Annotated in this window: 19 protein-coding genes; 13 read left to right on the top strand and 6 right to left on the bottom strand. The window is 62.1% G+C overall.

Going from position 1 to position 19,505, the window contains the following annotated elements; all coding sequences use genetic code 11:
* Positions 1-9 precede the first annotated feature (9 nt).
* Together JQ611_RS36130 and JQ611_RS36135 are read right to left on the bottom strand one after the other, a co-directional pair.
* The gene (locus tag JQ611_RS36130) at positions 10-1,122 is read right to left on the bottom strand and encodes an amidohydrolase family protein (RefSeq protein ID WP_212468140.1); all 1,113 of its coding nucleotides are present in this window, start codon (positions 1,120-1,122) and stop codon (positions 10-12) included.
* Positions 1,123-1,144: 22 nt separating this feature from the next.
* Positions 1,145-2,206: an amidohydrolase family protein gene (locus JQ611_RS36135; protein WP_212270132.1), complete on the bottom strand. Its 1,062-nt coding sequence runs from the start codon at positions 2,204-2,206 to the stop codon at positions 1,145-1,147.
* Between the two features lie 240 nt (positions 2,207-2,446).
* Here JQ611_RS36135 and JQ611_RS36140 point away from each other — a divergent pair, with 240 nt between their 5' ends.
* Positions 2,447-3,733: a sulfite oxidase gene (locus JQ611_RS36140; protein WP_212468141.1), complete on the top strand. Its 1,287-nt coding sequence runs from the start codon at positions 2,447-2,449 to the stop codon at positions 3,731-3,733.
* A gap of 17 nt (positions 3,734-3,750) precedes the next feature.
* Positions 3,751-4,080, top strand: coding sequence for a hypothetical protein (locus JQ611_RS36145; protein ID WP_249133728.1), 330 nt, complete (start codon positions 3,751-3,753; stop codon positions 4,078-4,080).
* 30 nt (positions 4,081-4,110) lie between these two features.
* On the opposite strand, the gene JQ611_RS36150 is transcribed toward JQ611_RS36145, so the two are convergent.
* Both JQ611_RS36150 and JQ611_RS36155 read right to left on the bottom strand, forming a co-directional pair.
* Complete coding sequence (locus tag JQ611_RS36150) at positions 4,111-4,986, bottom strand: amidohydrolase (protein WP_212468143.1); 876 nt, start codon at positions 4,984-4,986, stop codon at positions 4,111-4,113.
* Between the two features lie 8 nt (positions 4,987-4,994).
* Positions 4,995-5,408, bottom strand: a complete 414-nt coding sequence (locus tag JQ611_RS36155) for a carboxymuconolactone decarboxylase family protein (RefSeq protein WP_212468144.1) — start codon at positions 5,406-5,408, stop codon at positions 4,995-4,997.
* A 181-nt stretch (positions 5,409-5,589) separates the two neighbouring features.
* Between JQ611_RS36155 and JQ611_RS36160 the strand changes: the two genes are divergently transcribed.
* The 11 genes from JQ611_RS36160 (at position 5,590) to terL (ending at position 16,944) form a co-directional block, all read left to right on the top strand.
* Complete coding sequence (locus JQ611_RS36160; RefSeq protein WP_212468145.1) at positions 5,590-6,552, top strand: tripartite tricarboxylate transporter substrate binding protein; 963 nt, start codon at positions 5,590-5,592, stop codon at positions 6,550-6,552.
* Positions 6,553-6,561: 9 nt separating this feature from the next.
* The gene (locus JQ611_RS36165; protein WP_212468146.1) at positions 6,562-7,452 is read left to right on the top strand and encodes an NAD(P)-dependent oxidoreductase; all 891 of its coding nucleotides are present in this window, start codon (positions 6,562-6,564) and stop codon (positions 7,450-7,452) included.
* Entirely contained in the window at positions 7,449-8,450 is a 1,002-nt protein-coding gene (locus JQ611_RS36170) for a Gfo/Idh/MocA family protein (protein WP_212468147.1), read from the top strand. The genes JQ611_RS36165 and JQ611_RS36170 overlap by 4 nt, the downstream gene beginning before the upstream one ends.
* Positions 8,440-9,195, top strand: coding sequence for a GntR family transcriptional regulator (locus tag JQ611_RS36175; RefSeq protein WP_212468148.1), 756 nt, complete (start codon positions 8,440-8,442; stop codon positions 9,193-9,195). The genes JQ611_RS36170 and JQ611_RS36175 overlap by 11 nt, the downstream gene beginning before the upstream one ends.
* A 253-nt stretch (positions 9,196-9,448) precedes the next feature.
* Positions 9,449-11,158 carry an FAD-dependent oxidoreductase gene (locus JQ611_RS36180; RefSeq protein ID WP_212468149.1) on the top strand — a complete coding sequence of 570 codons (1,710 nt, stop codon included), beginning with the start codon at positions 9,449-9,451 and terminating at the stop codon, positions 11,156-11,158.
* Positions 11,155-12,084, top strand: a complete 930-nt coding sequence (locus JQ611_RS36185) for a glutathione S-transferase family protein (RefSeq protein ID WP_212468150.1) — start codon at positions 11,155-11,157, stop codon at positions 12,082-12,084. Before JQ611_RS36180 ends, JQ611_RS36185 begins: the two co-directional genes overlap by 4 nt.
* 35 nt (positions 12,085-12,119) lie before the next feature.
* The gene (locus JQ611_RS36190; protein ID WP_212270143.1) at positions 12,120-12,836 is read left to right on the top strand and encodes an AzlC family ABC transporter permease; all 717 of its coding nucleotides are present in this window, start codon (positions 12,120-12,122) and stop codon (positions 12,834-12,836) included.
* The gene (locus JQ611_RS36195) at positions 12,829-13,134 is read left to right on the top strand and encodes an AzlD family protein (protein WP_212468151.1); all 306 of its coding nucleotides are present in this window, start codon (positions 12,829-12,831) and stop codon (positions 13,132-13,134) included. The genes JQ611_RS36190 and JQ611_RS36195 overlap by 8 nt, the downstream gene beginning before the upstream one ends.
* A 537-nt stretch (positions 13,135-13,671) precedes the next feature.
* The gene (locus tag JQ611_RS36200) at positions 13,672-15,063 is read left to right on the top strand and encodes a DNA methyltransferase (RefSeq protein WP_212468152.1); all 1,392 of its coding nucleotides are present in this window, start codon (positions 13,672-13,674) and stop codon (positions 15,061-15,063) included.
* Entirely contained in the window at positions 15,053-15,490 is a 438-nt protein-coding gene (locus tag JQ611_RS36205; protein WP_212468153.1) for a DUF5681 domain-containing protein, read from the top strand. Before JQ611_RS36200 ends, JQ611_RS36205 begins: the two co-directional genes overlap by 11 nt.
* On the top strand, positions 15,487-16,944 hold the full coding sequence (gene terL, locus JQ611_RS36210; RefSeq protein ID WP_212039180.1) for a phage terminase large subunit: 1,458 nt from the start codon (positions 15,487-15,489) through the stop codon (positions 16,942-16,944). Before JQ611_RS36205 ends, terL begins: the two co-directional genes overlap by 4 nt.
* Positions 16,945-17,332: 388 nt before the next feature.
* Here terL and JQ611_RS36215 read toward each other — a convergent pair whose 3' ends face one another.
* Together JQ611_RS36215 and JQ611_RS36220 are read right to left on the bottom strand one after the other, a co-directional pair.
* On the bottom strand, positions 17,333-18,334 hold the full coding sequence (locus JQ611_RS36215) for a tripartite tricarboxylate transporter substrate binding protein (protein WP_212039181.1): 1,002 nt from the start codon (positions 18,332-18,334) through the stop codon (positions 17,333-17,335).
* A gap of 121 nt (positions 18,335-18,455) precedes the next feature.
* Positions 18,456-19,433 (bottom strand): tripartite tricarboxylate transporter substrate binding protein, encoded by a 978-nt coding sequence (locus JQ611_RS36220; RefSeq protein WP_212039182.1) that lies wholly within the window; start codon positions 19,431-19,433, stop codon positions 18,456-18,458.
* Positions 19,434-19,505: the final 72 nt, after the last annotated feature.

The raw sequence follows: 19,505 nt of genomic DNA on the forward strand, positions 1-19,505 counted from the left end.
GTTAAACTATCATAGCTTGTAGACCGAGCGCGCGTTGCTGCTGAAAATCTTCTGGCGCTCGATCTCTGACAGCGGCGTCCTGAACGCGAAGCGCGGATCGTCGAAGTCCCAATGCGGGTAATCCGACGAGAACAGCAGGCGATCGACACCGACCCATTCGATCAGCGAGCGCAAATGTTTTGCCTCATCCGGCTCGTCGATCGGCTGCGTCGTGAACCAGAAATGCTCCTTCACATATTCCGACGGCTTGCGCTTCAGATGCGGCACCTCGCTGCGGAAGGTCTCAAAATGCCGGTCCATCCGCCACATGGCAGGCGGGATCCAGCCGAAGCCGCCCTCGATGAACACGATCTTCAGGTTCGGGAAACGTTCAGGGATTCCTTCGAGCACGAGGCTGCAGAGCATCGACGCCATGGTATGCGCGTTGCTCTGGTGTTCTTCAGCATAATAAGACGGCCAGCCGCCGCCGGTCGGCGCGTGCCCGCCATAGCCGCCGACGTGAATGCCGAGTGGCAGGCCGAGTTCCTGCGCGCGCTCGTAGATCGGCCAGTAGCGGCGGCGGCCCAAGGGTTCATTGGCACGCGGGCAGACGTTGATCTGCACATAGCGGCCGGTCTTGGCGCAGCGTTCGATCTCGGCGATCGCGAGCGCCGTGTCGTCCTGGCCGGCGAGGATCGAGGCTTTCAACCGCGGATCGCGATCGGACCAGAAGGCGAGCTGCCAGTCGTTGATGGCGCGCTGGATCGCGGCGCCGAATTCGAGATTCTGCTGCGAGAAGATGAAGAGGTCGAGCACCTGCAAAATGCCGTACTCGACATCGAGGGGATCGAGGTGCTGCGTCTGCATGAAGGAGAGATCGGAACCCGGAGGCCCGCCGGTCGGCGGCCACGCATCACGCCGCGCGATCAGCGGCGAAGAGCGCGGATAGGGCGTGGTGCCGATATAGGGCGTGCGCAAATGGCTGCCATATTCCCTGAAATGCTGTTGCCAGCGCTTCGTCATGAACTGGTCGAGGTCGCTATGGGCATGGATGCTCGGATGCACGTCGCAGTCGATGATGCGCAGCCGGCTCTTGGCGGCGGCTTCCTGTTCCAGAATCGGGCGGTCGATGACGTCGCTCATGCGATCCTCCTCATAAGGTAGTTCAAGCCGCAAGCTTCAGCCGCGGAAAGGTTTCCAGCGGATTGTCGGCGCACATGCGCGAAACGATACTGGCCGGCAGATGCGGCGGCATCGCGTCATTGCCGTCGAACTGCCAGTGCGGATAGTCGGACGCAAACAGGAACATCTTGTCGGAACCGATCTGCTCGATGATATCTGCGACGCCAGCCGCATCCGGCGGGCCATCGAACGGCTGCATCGTGACGCGAAAATGGTCGCGGATGATCGAGGCCGGCTCGCGTTCGACCCAGGGCACCTCGACGCGCACGCCGCGCCAGGTCTTGTTGGCGCGCCACATGAAGGCCGGCAGCCAGCTGACGCCTGATTCCATCAGCACCACCTTCAAGCCCGGGAATTTGCCGAACACGCCCTCATAGACCAGACTCAGTATCTGGGCCTGAAACGCCTGCGCCTCCATCAAATAAAATTCGTAGCGGTAGGACGGCCAGCCGATCGAACTCGGCGCGCCCCGGTACTGGCTGCCGGCATGGATCGCGATCGGCAGCTTGTGTTTCTCGGCGGCCTGATACACCGGCCAGAAGTGACGCTTGCCGAGCAGCTGATCGCCCTGCGCCAGCACCAGCACGGAGACAAAGCGCTGATCACCCGCAAGCCGCTCGATTTCCTCGACCGCGAGATCCGGCGCCTGCATCGGCACCACGATCGAGGCGCGCAGCCGCTTGTCCTTCGAGAGCCATTCGGCCGCGATCCAGTCGTTGATCGCCTTGCAGAACGCGGCCGCCATATAAGGATCGAATACCGCTTGCGCACCGTACAACACATTGCAGATCGCGTGGCTGGCGCCGAGCTGGTCGAACGCACCGCGCTGCACCATCGCGAGGTCGCTGCCGGGCTTGCCCGTCGCAGGGCGCCAGTCGGCGCGGCCGGACAACGGCATGCTCGGCGGATAGGAATTGAGATCGAGGCCGTCGATGGCGCGGCTGACGACCTGCTCTTTCCAGTGATCGTCGAGATAGGGCAGCAGCGTGGTGCGGGTTCCGCCCACCGCGGGATGGATGTCGCAGTCGATCCGCGTGGCCGCCATGGCGTTTCCTTGAGTGTCTTTATTGGCAACGAGTGCGTCGCCCCGCAAATGTGCCGCCGATGTGCTGGCTGCGCAAGGGTCGAACGTGGAAACCGACCGGGTGGCAGACCTTGGATGGACGCATACCGAGCGATATTCGCGGCCTTGCGGCACGGCAGCAAAGCGCAAATACTCGTCTCAAGCGGGCCGGGAAAGATTCCGGCTGAACCCGCAAGAAACAGAGACCGGGGGAGAAACGTTATGACGCATACGGAGCGGAAGGCCGCCAGTAGCGAGAACAGTATGCAGATCGACCGGCGCAGATTCCTGGCAACGACGGGTCTTGCTGCCTTCGGAGTCACCCTCGGGATTTCCGGCAGCGGCGCCGACATTTCCGCCGCCTATGCACAAGGCGCCGCGCCCGCGGCCGCCGCGCCGAAAGGGCCGCAATATCTGAAATTCCCCGGCAAGAATGAAAAGCTCATCCTGCTCGGCGACAAGCCGCTGGTGGCGGAGACGCCGGAGAGCCTGCTCGACGACGACACCACGCCGATCGAGAAGTTCTTCATCCGCAACAACGGACAGCTGCCCGAAGAGACGAAGAATCCCGACGCCTGGAAAATTACCATCGACGGCGAGGTCAACAACAAGATCGAGATCACGCTCGGCGAGTTGAAATCGAAATACAAGACGGTGACGCGGCGCATCGTGCTGGAGTGCGGCGGCAACGGTCGCGGGGCATTCTCGCCGCCGGCGCGCGGCAACCAGTGGAGCAATGGCGGGGTCGGCTGCGCCGAATGGACCGGCGTGCCGCTTGCCGATGTGCTCAAGAGCGCCGGGCTCAAACCCAGCGCCAAATACACCGCGCACTATGCCGCCGATTTGCATCTGTCGGGCGACGCAACCAAGCCTGCGATCTCGCGCGGCGTGCGGATCGAAAAGGCGATGGATCCCAACACGCTGATCGTGTGGGCTATGAACAGCCAGCCGCTGCCGAACATTCATGGCGGGCCGGTGCGCCTGATCGTGCCGGGATGGCCGGGCTCGGCGTCGCAGAAATGGCTGACCAAGATCACCATCCGCGACAAGGAGCATGACGGCCCAGGGATGACCGAATTTTCCTATCGCACCCCGATCAAGCCCATGATCCCCGGCGACAAGGGCGACCCTGCAAACTTCCGGATCCTGGAATCGATGCCGGTTCGCTCGATCATTACCAGCCCGGCGAATGGCGCCAAGTTCGCAGCCGGAACGAAGGAGCTGAAGCTGCGAGGCGCGTCGTGGGCCGGCGACCTCACGGTGAAGCAGATCGACGTCTCGACCGACTTCGGTGCGAACTGGCAGAGGGCCAAGCTGGAAAAGCCGAAGAACAAATATGACTGGCAGCGCTGGACCGCGAGCGTGAAGCTGGCTTCCGACGGCTATTTTGAAATCTGGACGCGCGCGACCGATTCAAAGGGAGCGATGCAGCCGCACCAGGCCGGCTTCTGGAATCCGCAGGGCTATGGCGGCAACGCCATGCACCGGATCGCGGTGCTGGTGGGCTGATGCTGCGAGCTTTGGGAATGGCTGTCGCCGCACTGCTGTGGATGACGCCGGCGATCGCCCAGACCGCCTTCACGCCGCGTGACGAAAGCCCGGAGGAATTTGCCGCCGGGCCCGGCCGCGACGAGACGTTCTATGCCTGCACCGCCTGCCATGGTTTCAAACTCGTCGCCCAGCAAGGTTTGACGCGAGCGCAGTGGGAGGACTCAATCAACCTCATGATCAGGCGCCACAACATGCCCGCACTCGACGACAAGGATCGCGCCGTGGTGCTAGGCTATCTCGAAGCTGCCTATCCGCCGCGAACCCCCGCCGCGCGCGGCGGCTGGCAGAACCCGTTTGCCAAGTAACCTGTTTGCTGCCAAGCGAACACGAGCCAGTCAAATCCGGTACAGCCGGCTCGCGGTGTCATGCAGGATGGCGGCCTGTTCGGCATCACTGAGATGCGCGATGGCGCTTCGGAACGTGCGGTACAGCGTGCCGTAATCGGTCCAGAGCTTTTCGATCGGAAAATTGCTGCCGTAGAAACAACGGTCCGCGCCGAACATCGCGACCGTTTCCTTGACGATCGGACCGATCACGTCGGCGCGGCAGGCGTGAACGAAGGTGCCGAGCCCGGAGAGCTTGACGTTGACATTCGGGCATTGCGCCAACGCGGCCATGCCGTCGCGCCAAAGCTGCCAGCCCGACGCCGACATGTCTTCCAGCATGCCGGCATGTTCGAGCACGAACACGATGTCCGGGAACGACCGCGCCAGCTTCGCGCCGTCCGCCATCTGGGAAGCGAACAGCAGACCGTGATCGGCCAGCATCGCGAGACCACGCCGCCAGTCCGCATCGTTCATCACGTCCGCGCGCGGCGCGAAGCGGTATTGCGCGTTCTCATGCCAATGCAATTGCTGCCTGATGCCCCGTGTCGCCGGCAATGCCGCCAGACGCTTGAGCAAACTGCCGGCGTCGGGATCGGCGAGATCCGCATGGGCGACATTGGCGTGCGGCCAGCCCGTCGTATCCGCAATCGACTGAACCCACCGCGCCTCGTCGTAGCTCCGCCCCGCCGGCCAATTGGTCTGGATATAGATCGATTTGACGATATCGCAGTCCATGATGTCGCTGCGGTATTCGTAGATCGAGTAATCGCGGCAGATCGGCTGATAGGGTCCAAAAATGCGCGGCACAGGCGGCCCGGACAGCCAGGGCAGATCATTCAGGCGCCAGACATGATGGTGCGCGTCGACGGTTGGAACGGATTTCATTGCAGAATCTAACTTATGGCTTCATCTGCTTGCGGCTTCGTGGCGGGATCGGCTTCGCCGAAAATATCGGCGGCGATGCGCGTCGGCTCGATCGCGGCGGGCACGCCGCAATACATCGCCACCAGCAACAGGACGTCCTGCACCTGCGCCGCGGTGCAGCCGTTCGCCAGCGCCCCCTTGGCGTGGACGCGGAACTCGGCGGGCTTGTTGCTCGCAGCCATCATGCCGAGCATCACCAGGCTGCGGACGCCGTCGGAGAGAGCCGGCCGCTCCCAGACGTCGCCATAGACATAGGCATTGATGATGTTCTGCAGCGGCGCGCCGAACTCGCCTGCTGCAGACATGCGCTCGGCGACATCGGCCTCGCCGAACAGCTTTTTGCGCCGGCGCAGGCCTCGGGCGTACAGTTCACTGGTGTCCAATTCGAACTCCCCACGCGGCGTTGCCAATCTGACCTAGATTATACGGTTATTTCGCGAACGGATAAATCCGCCAAAATAGCCATTTCAGGCTACAATCTCTTGCACCATATCTATTTGTCCGTATAAATCCAGACCAGAAATCCGTAAAGAGATTTCGCCGATGATGGCTGGAGGAAACGGGATGAAGCTGCGATTTCGCATTCTCGCCGGTCTGGTCCTGCTCGGACTGTCGGGACCGCAGGCCAACGCCGCCGACGAATATCCGACGCGGCAGATCAAGATCATCGTGCCGTTTCCCGCCGGCGCCGGACCCGACCAGGTCGCGCGCCTGATCGGCCAGCGCCTGCAGGAGGATCTTGGGCAGACGGTCGTGATCGAGAACCGCAGCGGCGCGCTCGGCAGTCTCGGCGCGCAGGAAGTCGCGCGCAGCGCGCCTGACGGTTACACCCTGCTGATGGGAACCAACACCACCCAGGCCAGCAACGTCGCGATGTTCAAAACCCTGCCCTACGATCCGGCAAAAGATTTTGCACCTGTCATCCGCACCATCACGACAGCGATGGTGCTGCTGGTGAAGCCGGACTTCCCGGCCAGGGATCTCAAGCAATTCATGGAATACGCCAGGAGCCGTCCGAACCTGACCGCCGGCTATGGCTCCGGCGCCTCGCAGATATCGAACGCGCAACTGCAGAGCCGGGGTGGCATGACGATCCTCTCGGCGTCGTATCGCGGCGTGCCGCTGGCGGTCACCGACGTGATCTCGGGCGTGATCGATCTGGCCTTTGCGGATTTCTCGGTCGCGATCCCGCAAATGCAGGGCGGCACGCTGCGCGGCATCGGCGTGACGTCGCCGAAGCGCAACGAACTGACGCCGGACCTGCCTCCGCTCGCCGATGCCATGCCGGGCTTCGAGGCGACGATCTGGTACGGGCTGCTGGCGCCTGCGAAGACGCCGGAACCGGTCGTCAACCGGCTCTACACCGCAACCCAGAAAATCCTGTCGACGCCGGCGGTGCGCGAAAGGCTTGCGAGCCTCGGCATGGTCGTTGCCCCGATGCCGCCGGCGGAATTTGGCGCCTTCATCGCTAGCGAAATCACGCGATGGACGGCGGATGCCAAGGCCGCCGGCATCGAAGCCAAATAGGCGTGGATGATGACAACGGACGCGCCGGTCGGGATCGTTGGCCTCGGCCTGATGGGAATGGCGCTGTCGGCGCGGCTGATCGACGCAAAGATCCCGCTGGTCGGGTTCGTCGACCCGGTCAGATGCGGGATGTTCAAGGCCAGTGGCGGCATGGTCGCGAATTCGGTGCGTGAACTCGCCGGGCGTTGCCGAACAATCATCGTCGCCGTCTATAGCGGCGAACAGGTCGAGGCATTGTTCGATGAAATCGACGATGGCGCCGGCGCCGTGCGGCCGGTCGTGATCTGCACCACGACCTGCGGTCCTGGCGAGATCATCCGGATTGCCGTGCGCGCATCAGGCGCCGGGTTGCCGCTGGTGGAGGCGCCGATATCCGGCACCAGCACCGAGGTGCTCGACGGCACCGCCACGGCGCTGCTGGCCGGCGACGACGGCGTCATCGACCACGCCGGCGGACTCCTGAATATTCTCTGCCCGCGCAGCCTCCGCGTCGGCGTGATCGGCGACGCCAGCCGGGCCAAGCTCGCGATCAACCTGATCCTGCAGAACAACCGCGCCGCCCTGGCCGAGGGAATCGCGTTCGCCGAACGCATGGGCCTGGACGGATACGCCTTCCTGGCGGCGGCGCGGCAATCGGCCGCCTATTCCCGTGTGATGGACTCCAAGGGTGAGAAGATGTTGACGCGGGACTATCGGCCGCAGTCACATATTGCCCAGACATTGAAGGATGCCGAGTTGATCATCGAGGAAGCCGGGCGATGCGGCATGCATCTGCCGCTCACCACCATCCAGGCCGAACTTCTGCGCGCCACGATCGCGCTTGAGGGCCCGGACCGCGACAGCGCCGCGGTCATCGAGGCGATCCGGCGGCGGTCCGCCTTGCCTGAGGTGTTGCGATGATCCGTGCCGCCATTGCCGGTCTCGGCCGCTGGGGCCGCAATCTGGTCGAAGCCGCCAGCGGCCATCCGCGGCTGAAAATCGTCCGCGCCGTCGAGCCTGACATCAAGGCGGCGCAGCAATTTTGCAGCAAACACGATCTCGAATTGACCGCCGATCTCGATGCGGTCCTGGCCGATGACACGATCGGCGCGATCCTGCTGGCGACGCCGCATTCGCTGCATCCGGCGCAGGTGATCGCCTGCGCGGGGGCGCGAAAGCAGGTTTTTTGCGAGAAGCCGCTGGCGCTGACGCGCGCCGACGCCGCGCGGATGTTCGGCGCCTGCCGCGACGCCGGGGTCATGCTGGCCGTCGGCCATAACCGGCGCTTCTGGCCATCGATCCGCGCCCTGCACGAAACGCTGGCAAGCGGCCAGCTCGGGACCATCCTTCACGTCGAGGGCCACAACAGCAACGAAAACTCGCAGAAAATCACCAGCGGATGGCGGCTATCGCCGGAGGAATCGCCCGGCGGCGGCTTCACCGGCGCGGGCCTGCATGTGCTCGACGCCTTCGTCAGCATGCTGGGGCCGGTGGAACGGGTCTATGCCCGGCTGCGTCGGCGCGAGACCGGCCCGCCGCCGCTCGATACGGCGGTCGTGGCGCTGGATTTTGTCAATGGCGTCACCGGCACCCTTGCCACCGTGCGGGCAACGCCGTTCTACTGGCGCATACACCTGTTCGGAACGGACGGCTCCGCCGAGGTGCTGGATGAAACGACCATGATCCTGCGAAAGAGCGGCGCTGCGCCGCAACGGCTCACCTATCCAGCTACCGACGTGCTGCGCGCCGAGCTCGACGCCTTTGCCAGCGCGATCGAGAACAAGGGTGCATTCCCGGTGCGGGAAGCGGAGGTGCTGGCGACCTTGTCGGCGTTCGAGGCGGCGCTGCAATCGATGAAATCCGGCCTGCCCGTGCAATGTCAAAGCCTTCAAGAAAATGCCGGTCAACATGGCCGCTAAAAAAGAACCGCGCAAATCGGCGCGCTACCGCGACATCGCCACCGAGCTGCAGAAGGAAATCCGGCTCGGCTCGACGCCGGTCGGCGAATTGCTGCCGACCGAGACCGAATTGATGGCGCGGTTCGGCGCCAGCCGCCAGACCGTGCGCGAGGCGCTGCGGATCGTCACCGAACAGGGCCTGATCGTGCGGCGGGCCGGGCTCGGCTCGGTGGTGATCGCGGCCGAGCCGCCGGTGCTGTTCACGCACAGCGTCAAATCACTCAATGAATGGCTGCGATATTCCAACGAGACCTATCGCCAGGTGGTGGGCTCCAGCGATGTTGTCGCCGACCGCAACCTCGCCGCCCTGCTGAAATGCGAACCCGGCAAGCACTGGTTCCTGATCGAGGCGATCCGCCGCTCCGATGAATTTGCGGATCCGCTGGGCTGGGTCGAAATCTATGTGCTGCGGAAATTCGCCGGCGTGGTGAAGCGGCGCGATCATGGCCGCAGCCCGGTGCATGAGCAGATCGCAAAGATGTTCGGCGAGACCATCGAATACGCGCAACTGGAAGTGTTCGCGCGCGGCATGCCGGCGAAACTGGCAAAGGCGCTCGGGGTCAAGCCCGGTTCACCCGCGCTGACGATGGTGCGCCGTTACTATGGCCTGCGCGAGGAACTGTTCGAGGTCACCGTCACCACGCATCCGGAGGGACGCTACACCTACACCATGGACATGCAGCGCTCGCTGCGGCCGAAGGTGTAGGTTGCTCTCCTCCCTCTCCCCGTTCTTTACGGGGAGAGGGTTGGGGTGAGGGGCTCTCTCCGCCACCTGTGGTCTATCGATAGACCTGTACCCCCTCACCCGCCGCGCTATGCGCCATAGCCGAGGCTTCGCCTCGGCGTTCTCTAAGGACGGCCGCCGGAGGCGGCCATGCTCTCCCCGCAAGCGGGGCGAGGTGAAGACAGCGGCGCCGAAACTTGCTTAAGTTTCCAAAATTGGATCATGGGGAGATCGCGTGGCGGGCAACGAACAAGAAACGTATCAATGCGACGTGCTGGTAGTCGGCTCAGGCTGCGCCGGCCTGTCGGCGGCGGTCACCGCGGGACATCAGGGGCTCAAGGTGCTGGTCGTCGAGAAGGAGCCGCGCTTTGGCGGCACCACCGCGCGGTCCGGCGGCTGGCTGTGGATTCCCGGCACCTCGCTGGCGCGCAACTGGGGCATCGTCGAGAGTCCAGATCAGGCGCGGACCTATCTGCGGCATGAAGCCGGCAACTCCTTCGATGCCGCGCGGGTCGACGCGTTTCTGACCTCCGGTCCCGAAGCGGTGGATTTCTTCACCAGCAAGACCGCGGTGCGTTTCGACATGCCGTTGACCTTTCCGGATTATCACGCCGAGGCCCCCGGCGGCACGCAGGGCGGCCGCTCGATGGTGACGCGGCCGTTCAATGGAAGTGAACTCGGCGAGCACCTCAAGGATATCGGCGCGCCCCTGCCCGAACTCACCGTGTTCGGCATGATGCTGGGCTCCGGCAAGGAGATCGTCCATTTCATGCGCGCGACCAAGTCGCTGACCTCGGCGCTGTTTGTCGCCAAGCGGCTGTCGAAGCATCTGGTCGACGTGATCCGCCATGGCCGCGGCATGAACCTCACCAACGGCAATGCGCTGGCCGGACGCCTCGCCAAATCGGCGTTCGACCTGAAGATCCCGTTATGGCTATCGTCACCCGTGCGCGAACTGATCAGCGACAGCGGCGCGGTGCGTGGCGCCATCGTCGAGCGCGACGGGCGCAAGATTCGCATTAATGCAAAGCGCGGCGTCATCCTCGCCTGCGGCGGCTTTCCGCATGATGTGGCGAGGCGCAAGGCGATGTTCCCGCACGCGCCTACCGGCAACGAGCATTACTCACCGGGCCCGACCGGCAACACCGGCGACGGCTTGCGGCTGGCGGAATCCGCCGGCGGCCGCGCCGAGGATTCGCTGCCCAATGCCGCGGCCTGGGTGCCGGTCTCGATCACCACGCGCAAGGACGGCAGCAAGGGCGTGATGCCGCATTTCATCGACCGCGCCAAACCCGGCGTGATCGCGGTGACGCGCGAGGGCGTGCGCTTTGCCAATGAAGGCAATTCCTACCACGATTTTGTGCAGGCCATGATGAAGGTCGCAAAACCCGGCGAGGAGATCGCGGCGTTCCTGCTTTGCGATCATCGCGCCTTGCGCAAATACGGCCTCGGCTGCGTGCCGCCGTTTCCGATGCCGCTCGGCCATCATTTGCGAACCGGCTATCTCAAGCGCGGCGCGACCTTGGCTGAACTCGCGGCGCAGGCCGGCATCGACGCCAGGGGGCTCGAGGCGACGGTCGCGCAGTTCAACAAGAGCGCCGCCGACGGACAGGACCCGGCATTCGGAAAAGGCTCGCGCGCCTACAACCGCTACCAGGGCGATGCGCTGCACGGCCCCAACCCCTGCATCGCGCCGATCAAGGACGGGCCGTTCTATGCGATCAAGATGGTGATCGGTGATCTCGGCACCTATGCCGGCATCCGGACCGACGCCAATGCGCAAGCGCTCGATGCCGACGGCCAGCCGATCGCGGGCCTCTACGCCGTCGGCAACGACATGGCGAGCATCATGGGCGGCAATTATCCCGGCGCCGGGATCACGCTGGGGCCGGCGCTGACGTTCGGGTATATCGCGGGGCGGCACATCGCGGGACAAGCGGCATGACGGATTCTCGGTTGCCGATTTTGCACCATTTCGAAGCCTCGCCCTTCTCGGAGAAGATCCGCCTGATCTTCGGCTTCAAGCAGATCGCCTGGCAGTCGGTTCTGATCCCGCGCATCATGCCGAAGCCGGACCTTGTGCCGCTGACCGGCGGCTATCGCCGCACGCCTGTCATGCAGATCGGCGCCGACATTTTCTGCGACACCCGGATCATCCAGCGTGAGATCGAGAAGCGCTTTCCCGAGCCGACGCTGTTTCCGGGCGGCAATGGCGGCGTGCCTGACATGACCGGCCTGTGGGCCGATCGGATCTTCTTTGGCAGCGCCGTGTTCCTGGTGTTCGGTTCGCTGGGCGACAAGGTCCCGCAGGACTTCATCGACGACCGGACCAAATTGCGCGGCGCGCCGTTCGACGTGAAGGCGATGGCGGCAGCATTGCCGCATCATCGCGACCAGTTTCGCAGCCAGGCGGCGCTGATCGAGGCGCAGCTCGCGCATGGCGGGAAGTTCCTGCTCGGCGAATTCAGCCTCACCGATGCCGGCTGCTACATGAACATCTGGTACGTTCGCTCGAACCTGCCTGAACTCGCCGACGAACTGCTGGCCGAATTTCCGCGGCTGCGCGACTGGGAACAGCGGGTCCGCATCCTCGGCCACGGCACCCGCACCGAACTCTCGGGACAGGACGCGCTCACCATTGCGGCGAAAGCCACACCCGAGGCCCGCGCGCCGGAGGCGACGCGCGATTGCGAACGCTGGAGGATCGGCAACATCGTGAAGGTTTCGGCCGATGAGCCGGTCAAGACGCCGATCGAGGGGGAAATCGTCTCGCTCTCCGTACACCACATCGCCATCCGCAGGCGCGATCCTGATCTCGGCGAGGTCGTCGTTCACTTTCCACGGCTCGGGTATGTCGTATCGGATGCGTGATTGACCAAACCAACGCTTCGCTTTCAAATAGCCGCATGGCGGAGCAAACGACGGTAACCGACCGGGCACAAATTCCACGCTTCACCGCGAAAGGCGTGTGGCGTGGCTGCGTTGAAATCGCACCTATCGCCGTGTTCATCATCCCGTTCGGAATCGCGTTTGGCGTCGCCGCTTCCGCGAAGGGCATCGCGCCGGAAGTCAGCATCCTGATGAGCATCGCGATCTATGCGGGCGCCTCGCAATTCGCGCTGCTTGATCTGTGGTACGCGCCGTTGCCGCTGGCGACCCTCGCGCTCACGGTGCTCGCCGTCAACGCGCGGCACATTCTCCTCGGCGCGGCGCTCGCGCCGTGGCTGCTGCAGATCCCGATCAAGGGGCGGCTGGCGGCGCTGATCGGACTCAGCGACGGCAGCTTTGCGTACGCCATGTCCGCCCGCGAGCGGGGAGAAGTCGACGCCGGCATTCTGTTCGGCAGCGGCATCGCGATGTGGCTGATATGGATCGCAAGCACCGCGGTCGGCGCCCTTGCGGGTTCATTTCTCGGCGATCTGACGCGCTTCGGCTTCGATGCGGTCATGGTGACGTATTTCGCGGCCGTCGTCGTCGGCCAATGGAAGGGGGCCAAGGACCTGTATCCGTGGCTTGCGGCGGCGGCCGTCGCCGTGATCGGGACGTATGTTCTGCCGCCGGGCTGGCACATCATCGCGGGCGCCCTGGCCGGCGGGATCGTCGGAACCTGGCGCCATGGTTGATACGGTTGCGGCGGTGGCCGCCGTCCTGCTGCTGACATTGGTCACGATGGCGACGCGGGTCGGCGGCGTCTGGATGATGTCTTACGTCAAAATCACGCCGCGCATCGAGGCCTTCCTCAAATACATGGCGGTATCGGTGCTGATTTCGATCGTGGTTCCGACAACGCTGGCCGCGGCGCCGCGGATCTGGATGGCGGTCGCGGCGGCCGCACTCGTGGCCGCCGTCACCCACAGCGCGCTCAGCGCCATGCTGGTGGGCGAGGCCGTGGCGGCGGTGGTGAAGAATTTGGGGATGTGAGGGATGGGTGGTGGAGGGCGGAGATCGCGGCGCCAGCCCGCCTTCGCCAAAAGGCTTCGGCGTGGCAGCCTTCGCTCGCTTCGCTACGATAGGGTACGTTCCGGCTTGCCTAGCCGTAGCTCGCGAAGCGAGCGAAGGCTGGTGGTGCGCGCAGTCAGTTACAAACCAGTCTCCGCCGGCAAATTCCCTATTAACAGGGAACATACAGGGATTTTTATTAATTTCGGCTGCTAAACGAGCTTCCCCTAGAGCAAAAGACCGCGCTTCCACAGTAGTTTACTCGAATTTCCCTGTCGCAATTATCAGGGAAACGATTGCCGATATCAGGGATCACATTTCCGAGAACAGGACCCAAAACGTTGGAGACACGTGGAGAGCTCACCGCACCGATTCTTCTTTAATGAAATTTTAGTCAGCGTGCGTTGAACTGCGGTTACGGAAGCCAAGGCCCCAGTTGCGATTCGGGCTGGCATCTTAAACCCCAGGAGGCGTGGCGCATGTGCGCCGACAATCAGTACAGCCTACTAGGGGGCCGCGATGCGGAAACCTCGTCCAGTACACCAAAACGGTTACGCTGTTTCCCGTGACCTTACATCAGTCCTTGTCTGCACCGAAAAACTGAAGCCGCTCGGTCGAGAGACCCGCCGGCACCCTCGCCGCCAACTCGACAAGCTCGCAGGGAGCCTGGCCGAGTTCGGCTTCGTTCTTCCCATTATCATCGACCTCGATTGCCAGGTTGTTGCCGGCTGGGGCCTTGTCCTGGCGGCTCGGAAACTAGGCTTAGCTCAGGTTCCCGCGGTGACCATTACGGACCTGGACGAAGCCAAACTTCGCCTGCTTCGGCTGGCGCTCAATCGGCTTGGCGAAGACTCCAGCTGGGCTGACGACACCCTGAAGCTGGAATTCTCGGACGTGCTCACGCTGGACACAAACATCGACCTTCAGATCAGCGGATTCGAGATGGCTGAGCTCGACGTCCGGCTCCGCCCCTCAGCTGACGATGAAGAAGACGAGATACCGAGGATTGATCAACAGTACCGGCCGATTACCAAGCCTGGCGATATTTGGGTGTTGGATCAGCACCGGATTGTCTGCGGCGACGCGTTACAGGCAGAGAATTATACCCGGCTACTCGGAGACGAGCACGCTCAAATGCTGTTCACCGATCCACCCTGGAACGTGCCGATCAAAGGACATGTCTCTGGTCTGGGCGCCGTCAAGCACGCTGAGTTCGCGATGGCGTCCGGCGAAATGTCATCGGTAGAATTCGAAAGCTTTCTTGCGACCGCCCTCGGTCATGCCGCGCGACATGCCGTCGACGGCTCGATCCATTTCGTCGTTATCGATTGGCGCCACGTCAAAGACCTGCTCGGCGCCACCGCCGAAACCTACACCGAAATGAAGAATTTGTGCATCTGGAACAAGTCCAACGCGGGCATGGGATCGTTTTACAGGTCCAAGCACGAGTTGGTTTTCGTGTTCAAGAAAGGAAAGGCCCCCCACATCAATAACATCGAGCTTGGTCGCTTCGGCCGGTACCGAAGCAACGTTTGGGATTATCCCGGGCAGAACACGCTCAACAACAGCGCAAAGGGGAAGCTGTCGCTGCATCCGACCTGCAAACCTGTCGCCTTGGTCGCGGACACGATGCGGGATTGTTCCAAGATGAACGGTATCGTCCTTGATCCATTTGGCGGCGCTGGCACCACTTTAATTGCTGCTGAGAGAACGGGACGGCGAGCAAGATTAATCGAAATCGAGCCCCGCTTTGTCGATTGCACGGTTCGGCGGTGGCAGCAGCTGACGGGTCGAATCGCCGTTCATGCCGAGACCGGCGTGCCGTTCGGAACGACAGAAGCTTCTGAAGCAGATATTGGCAGCGGCCAGCGCGTCACCCTTCCAATTATGGGGGCAGATCATGGCCGCTGATCATTCTGATGACAATGAGGATGACAAGGTGGGGTACTGCAAGCCGCCGTCGCGCAGCCAGTGGAAGCCGGGCCAATGCGGGAATCCTCGTGGCCGCCCCAAGGGTGCACTCAATTATAGGACTGAAGTCAAGTTGATGCTGGCAGCCCCAGTCGTCGTCAATGATAACGGAAAGCGTAAGAGGATGACGACGGTACGGGCATCACTGTGGCGCGTTCGAGAAATGGCGTTGAAGGGTAACATTCGTTGTTTGGAAAAGGTTATCGAATGCGCTGCTGAAATCGACGGTGTCCTGGCTACCGAGCCGCTCGGCGACGACTCCAAAGACGATCAGGCCATTCTCGACGCGTACCGGGAAGAAATTCGAGCCGAGAGAACCAAGGACGACCCGGGGTCGCGCAACGATGACGGTGAGGATCCGAAATGAAAGCGCCGCTTTCTGCGCTGCTCAGGACCGACTTGCGTTACTTCGTCTGGAAAGCCTTCAGCACCGTCCTGCCAGGCACCACGTATCTGCCGAACTGGCACATCGATGCCATCGTTTATGAGTTAACGCGAATCCATTCCGGCGAAAGCCGACGGCTCCTGATTAACCAGCCGCCGCGCTCGCTGAAATCAATCTGCGTCTCGATCGCTTACGTTGCATGGCTTTTGGGACGCGATCCTACCCAGCGCATTATCGTCGTAAGCTACTCTAACGATTTTGCCAGCGAGCTTCATCGCCAGTTTCGGATGGTGATTGACGCTCCTTGGTACCAAACGCTGTTCCCAGGCATGCGCCCGGCAAAGGACAGTGGCACGGAACTAGTCACGACAGCTGGCGGCAGCCGCTATGCCACCTCGATTGGTGGTACTCTTACAGGTCGCGGCGCCGACCTCATCATCATCGATGATCCGCTTAAGGCCGAAGACGCCATGTCGGAACCAGCGAGAAGACGCGTCATCGACTGGTTCGGCGGCAGCCTGGTCTCGCGCCTGAACGACAAGGAGAAGGGTCCGATCGTGGTGGTGATGCAACGCTTGCACGAAGACGACTTGGCCGGCCATCTGATCCGCCAGGACGGGTGGCATCATCTCGACCTGCCCGCGATTGCCATTGAAGAAACTGAAATTGTCGTCGGCCACGGCAAACATTTTACCCGCAAAGTCGGTGATGCACTTCATGCGAAAAGGGAAAATCGAGAAATCCTCGATCGGATTAAGGCGGAGATCGGCAGCCTGATGTTCTCCGCCCAGTATCAGCAGCGACCCATCCCTCTCGAAGGCAATCTGATCAAGCGCGAGTGGTTTCGCCAGTACGATGTCCGGCCTCAGAAAGGCCCCGGCGATCGCATCATACAGAGCTGGGACACCGCCACCATGATAGGTCAGGCCAATGACTATTCTGTTTGCACCACTTGGCAGAAAGTCAAAAAAGATTATTACCTAATCGACGTCTATCGAGCGCGGCTGCAATATCCAGATCTTAGGCGCATGGTCGCACGCCTGGCCACCCGACACGCCGTCGAAACTGTCCTGATTGAAGATGCAGGACCTGGCATGCTGCTGCTGCAAGACCTGCAGCGCGATACGCCGAACGGAATGAACCGTCCCATCGGGATTAAGCCTGATGGAAGCAAAGCCGATCGCATGGCGGCGCAATCAGCCAAGATTGAAGCCGGACATGTTTATCTGCCGCAGGAAGCTGAATGGCTCGATAACTTTTTGCTTGAGATCCTCGGATTTCCGCAGGCACGGCACGACGATCAGGTTGATAGCGCGTCGCAGTTTTTGAAGTGGGCGTCCACGCAAGCATTATATGACGATATCGACCTTGGGGGTATGATCTCGGTTGGTGGCCGCGACGCCTATTACCCTTATGGTCCTACTCGCAATTGGTGACTCGCAAAATTGAACCCGATCAAAGAAGTCAGGACCAACTTCGGCGAAGGTCGCTGCAATATCGGTGCTCCTAGTCGTCCGGACCCAGACGGAATCATCCGTCACGATAGTTCCGCATTCACGTAAACGACGTTATTTTGTATGAGGGCATCACCTTGGCCAGACCACCGATAGGCAGTGAAAAATCCTTTCCGGCGACGCTGTGTCGAGCAGGCTGCGGAGCTGCTTGAGATGATCGGCTTTCCGTAGCTAATAGTGGCCGAAAAGAACCGGATTTTTTCCGGTCAGTTTCGGACGTCCAGATGGACTGAAGTGAAGTCCGCCCTGCCTCAGAAAGCAGATATCGCTGACGTTGCTCACCAAGTCCGTTTCGTGCCAGAAGGCGACTTCACCGCGGCTTAATATTCGCGCGGCGGATGACGTCCTTCCAAAGCTGAAGTTCAGCTCCGATCAGCTGGGCGAATTCGTCGGGCGTGCTTGCTACGGGGTTATAGCCCAGTGTCATCAGTCGAGCCTTAGTCTCCGCCTCGTTGATAACGGCGACAATCTCGCGGTGAAGCAATGTGATGATTTTTTCGGGCGTGCCGGTGGGAACGAGCACCCCCACCCAGCTGTCACCTACAATATCGGGAAACCCTGCCTCAGACATCGTCGGTACCTCAGGCAAAGCTCCAGCGCGAGCTGGGCCGGTCACCGCTAGAGCCCGTAATCGGCCCTCATTGACTTGGGGGTAAACGGCCGCGAGCGAAATAAACCCGATCGGCGTATGGCCCGCGACGACCGATGCCGTGGCTGGAGCTGCGCCACCAAAGGGAACGTTTACGAGGTCGAGATTAAGAACCAACCTGAATTGCTCGCCTACTAAGTGCCCTTGGGTCCCCATCCCTCCATGCGCGAAGTTTAGGTTGCCTGTATTCGCCCGGATGTGATCGATCAATTCTCCAACCGTATGCGTGGGAATGGATGGATTGACGACGAGCACCGTAGGAGTTGTGGCGGCGAGCGTTACCGGTGCGAAATCTCGCTTCGGATCGAAGCCAGGGTTGGCAAATAGACTCGGGCTGATCACAAAAGACCCGAACACAAACAATATGGTACTGCCGTCTGGCGCTGCCCTTGCTGCCCGAGCCGTTCCCAGGTTGCCCGAGGCACCTGCGATGTTCTGAACATAGAACTGCTGCCCAAGGCGCTCGCTGAGTTTCCAAGAGATTTGTCGCGCCAGGATGTCCGCCCCGCCGCCTGGTGCAAACGGCACGATGACGTGAACGGGGCGCAAAGGATAACCCGGCTCCGCCAGCGAACCTTGTGTTGACACCAAAGTAACAAGCGCCGCCGTGCCGGCCTCCAGCAGGCTACGGCGCTTGATACCGCCTCTGTCGATCGAAGACATGAACGCAGCATTGCACAGGCGCCCCCCGTCCGCGAGCAGGAGTTTCGCATCACTCTTTCAACACAGCAGGAATCTGCCACGGTCCATCGTTTCGCGAAATTTACCTGACAGCCAGCCTAGCCTAGCTTCCTTTCGCACCAGAAAACTTCACCGCCCTGGCCCATCTTTCGGTCTCGTCGGCAATCAACCGCGCAAAGTCGGCGGGAGAACCCGAAACCGGCGTTTCACCCAGTTCGGCCATGTGAGCCTTAACGCCAGGATCGCCTAGAGCGGCATTGATCTCCGCGTTGAGCTTTTCGATGATCGTCGGAGGTGTCCCCTTCGGGGCACCAATCCCATACCACGTGGTTGGTTCGTAGCCCGGCACAAATTCGCTGACCGTCGGAACGTCCGGGAGTGCCTCTGACCGGGTCGCGGAAGTCACGGCGAGAGCCCGAAGTTGACCGGACCTGACATACGTAATCGCACCGGCCATGGAGCCGAAATAAACCTGGACCTGTCCGCCGATCAGATCCGTCAGCGCAGGTGGCGCACCGCGATAGGGCACGTGAAGCATCTTAATCCCTGCCAAGGCGTTGAATAGCTCGCCCGCGAGATGTTGCGGGCTTCCGACGCCCGCCGATGCCATGTTGACCTGATCAGGCCTTGCCTTCGCGAGTGCTATGAATTCCGCGACTGTCTTTGCGGGATACGAAGGATTGACCAGCATCACGAGAGGCCCACGCGTGATGCTTCCGACCGGCGCAATGTCGCGGATGAAGTTGTAATTTAGCTTGTCGTAAAGCGTGGCGTTGATTGCGTTGCTCGCGCTGACGAGGAGCAGCGTGTGGCCGTCCGGCGGGGCGTTTACGACCGTCTCGGTCGCGAGATTGCTGGCCGCGCCGGGGCGGTTCTCGACGATGAATGGTTGGCCGAGCCGCTCGGAAAGCCGTCGTCCGATCAGCCGCGCCGCGATGTCCGACGCCCCGCCAGCAGCATAGCCGACGATCACGCGCACTGACCGCGCCGGGTAGGTTTGCGCAGACGCGATGCCGGAGGCGCCCGGCAACACGAAGGCGCCTGCTATCATTTTTAAGAATTGGCGGCGCGGAAGCTTCATGTGCGTCCTCCGACAGTTTCGGTCGCATTGCGCGAGCCGCGCCAGCGACGCTGACGTACGAATAGCATCATC

This window comes from Bradyrhizobium sp. AUGA SZCCT0182 (genome assembly GCF_018130185.1).
Taxonomy (GTDB): Bacteria; Pseudomonadota; Alphaproteobacteria; order Rhizobiales; family Xanthobacteraceae; genus Bradyrhizobium.

What these genes read in the sequence shown, in the direction of transcription:
- JQ611_RS36130 (WP_212468140.1), bottom strand. Translation starts at nt 1,122, where the DNA reads ATGAGCGACGTCATCGACCGCCCGATTCTGGAACAGGAAGCCGCCGCC.
- JQ611_RS36135 (WP_212270132.1), bottom strand. Translation starts at nt 2,206, where the DNA reads ATGGCGGCCACGCGGATCGACTGCGACATCCATCCCGCGGTGGGCGGA.
- JQ611_RS36140 (WP_212468141.1), top strand. Translation starts at nt 2,447, where the DNA reads ATGACGCATACGGAGCGGAAGGCCGCCAGTAGCGAGAACAGTATGCAG.
- JQ611_RS36145 (WP_249133728.1), top strand. Translation starts at nt 3,751, where the DNA reads ATGGCTGTCGCCGCACTGCTGTGGATGACGCCGGCGATCGCCCAGACC.
- JQ611_RS36150 (WP_212468143.1), bottom strand. Translation starts at nt 4,986, where the DNA reads ATGAAATCCGTTCCAACCGTCGACGCGCACCATCATGTCTGGCGCCTG.
- JQ611_RS36160 (WP_212468145.1), top strand. Translation starts at nt 5,590, where the DNA reads ATGAAGCTGCGATTTCGCATTCTCGCCGGTCTGGTCCTGCTCGGACTG.
- JQ611_RS36165 (WP_212468146.1), top strand. Translation starts at nt 6,562, where the DNA reads ATGACAACGGACGCGCCGGTCGGGATCGTTGGCCTCGGCCTGATGGGA.
- JQ611_RS36170 (WP_212468147.1), top strand. Translation starts at nt 7,449, where the DNA reads ATGATCCGTGCCGCCATTGCCGGTCTCGGCCGCTGGGGCCGCAATCTG.
- JQ611_RS36175 (WP_212468148.1), top strand. Translation starts at nt 8,440, where the DNA reads ATGGCCGCTAAAAAAGAACCGCGCAAATCGGCGCGCTACCGCGACATC.
- JQ611_RS36185 (WP_212468150.1), top strand. Translation starts at nt 11,155, where the DNA reads ATGACGGATTCTCGGTTGCCGATTTTGCACCATTTCGAAGCCTCGCCC.
- JQ611_RS36190 (WP_212270143.1), top strand. Translation starts at nt 12,120, where the DNA reads ATGGCGGAGCAAACGACGGTAACCGACCGGGCACAAATTCCACGCTTC.
- JQ611_RS36195 (WP_212468151.1), top strand. Translation starts at nt 12,829, where the DNA reads ATGGTTGATACGGTTGCGGCGGTGGCCGCCGTCCTGCTGCTGACATTG.
- JQ611_RS36200 (WP_212468152.1), top strand. Translation starts at nt 13,672, where the DNA reads ATGCGGAAACCTCGTCCAGTACACCAAAACGGTTACGCTGTTTCCCGT.
- JQ611_RS36205 (WP_212468153.1), top strand. Translation starts at nt 15,053, where the DNA reads ATGGCCGCTGATCATTCTGATGACAATGAGGATGACAAGGTGGGGTAC.
- terL (WP_212039180.1), top strand. Translation starts at nt 15,487, where the DNA reads ATGAAAGCGCCGCTTTCTGCGCTGCTCAGGACCGACTTGCGTTACTTC.
- JQ611_RS36215 (WP_212039181.1), bottom strand. Translation starts at nt 18,334, where the DNA reads ATGTCTTCGATCGACAGAGGCGGTATCAAGCGCCGTAGCCTGCTGGAG.
- JQ611_RS36220 (WP_212039182.1), bottom strand. Translation starts at nt 19,433, where the DNA reads ATGAAGCTTCCGCGCCGCCAATTCTTAAAAATGATAGCAGGCGCCTTC.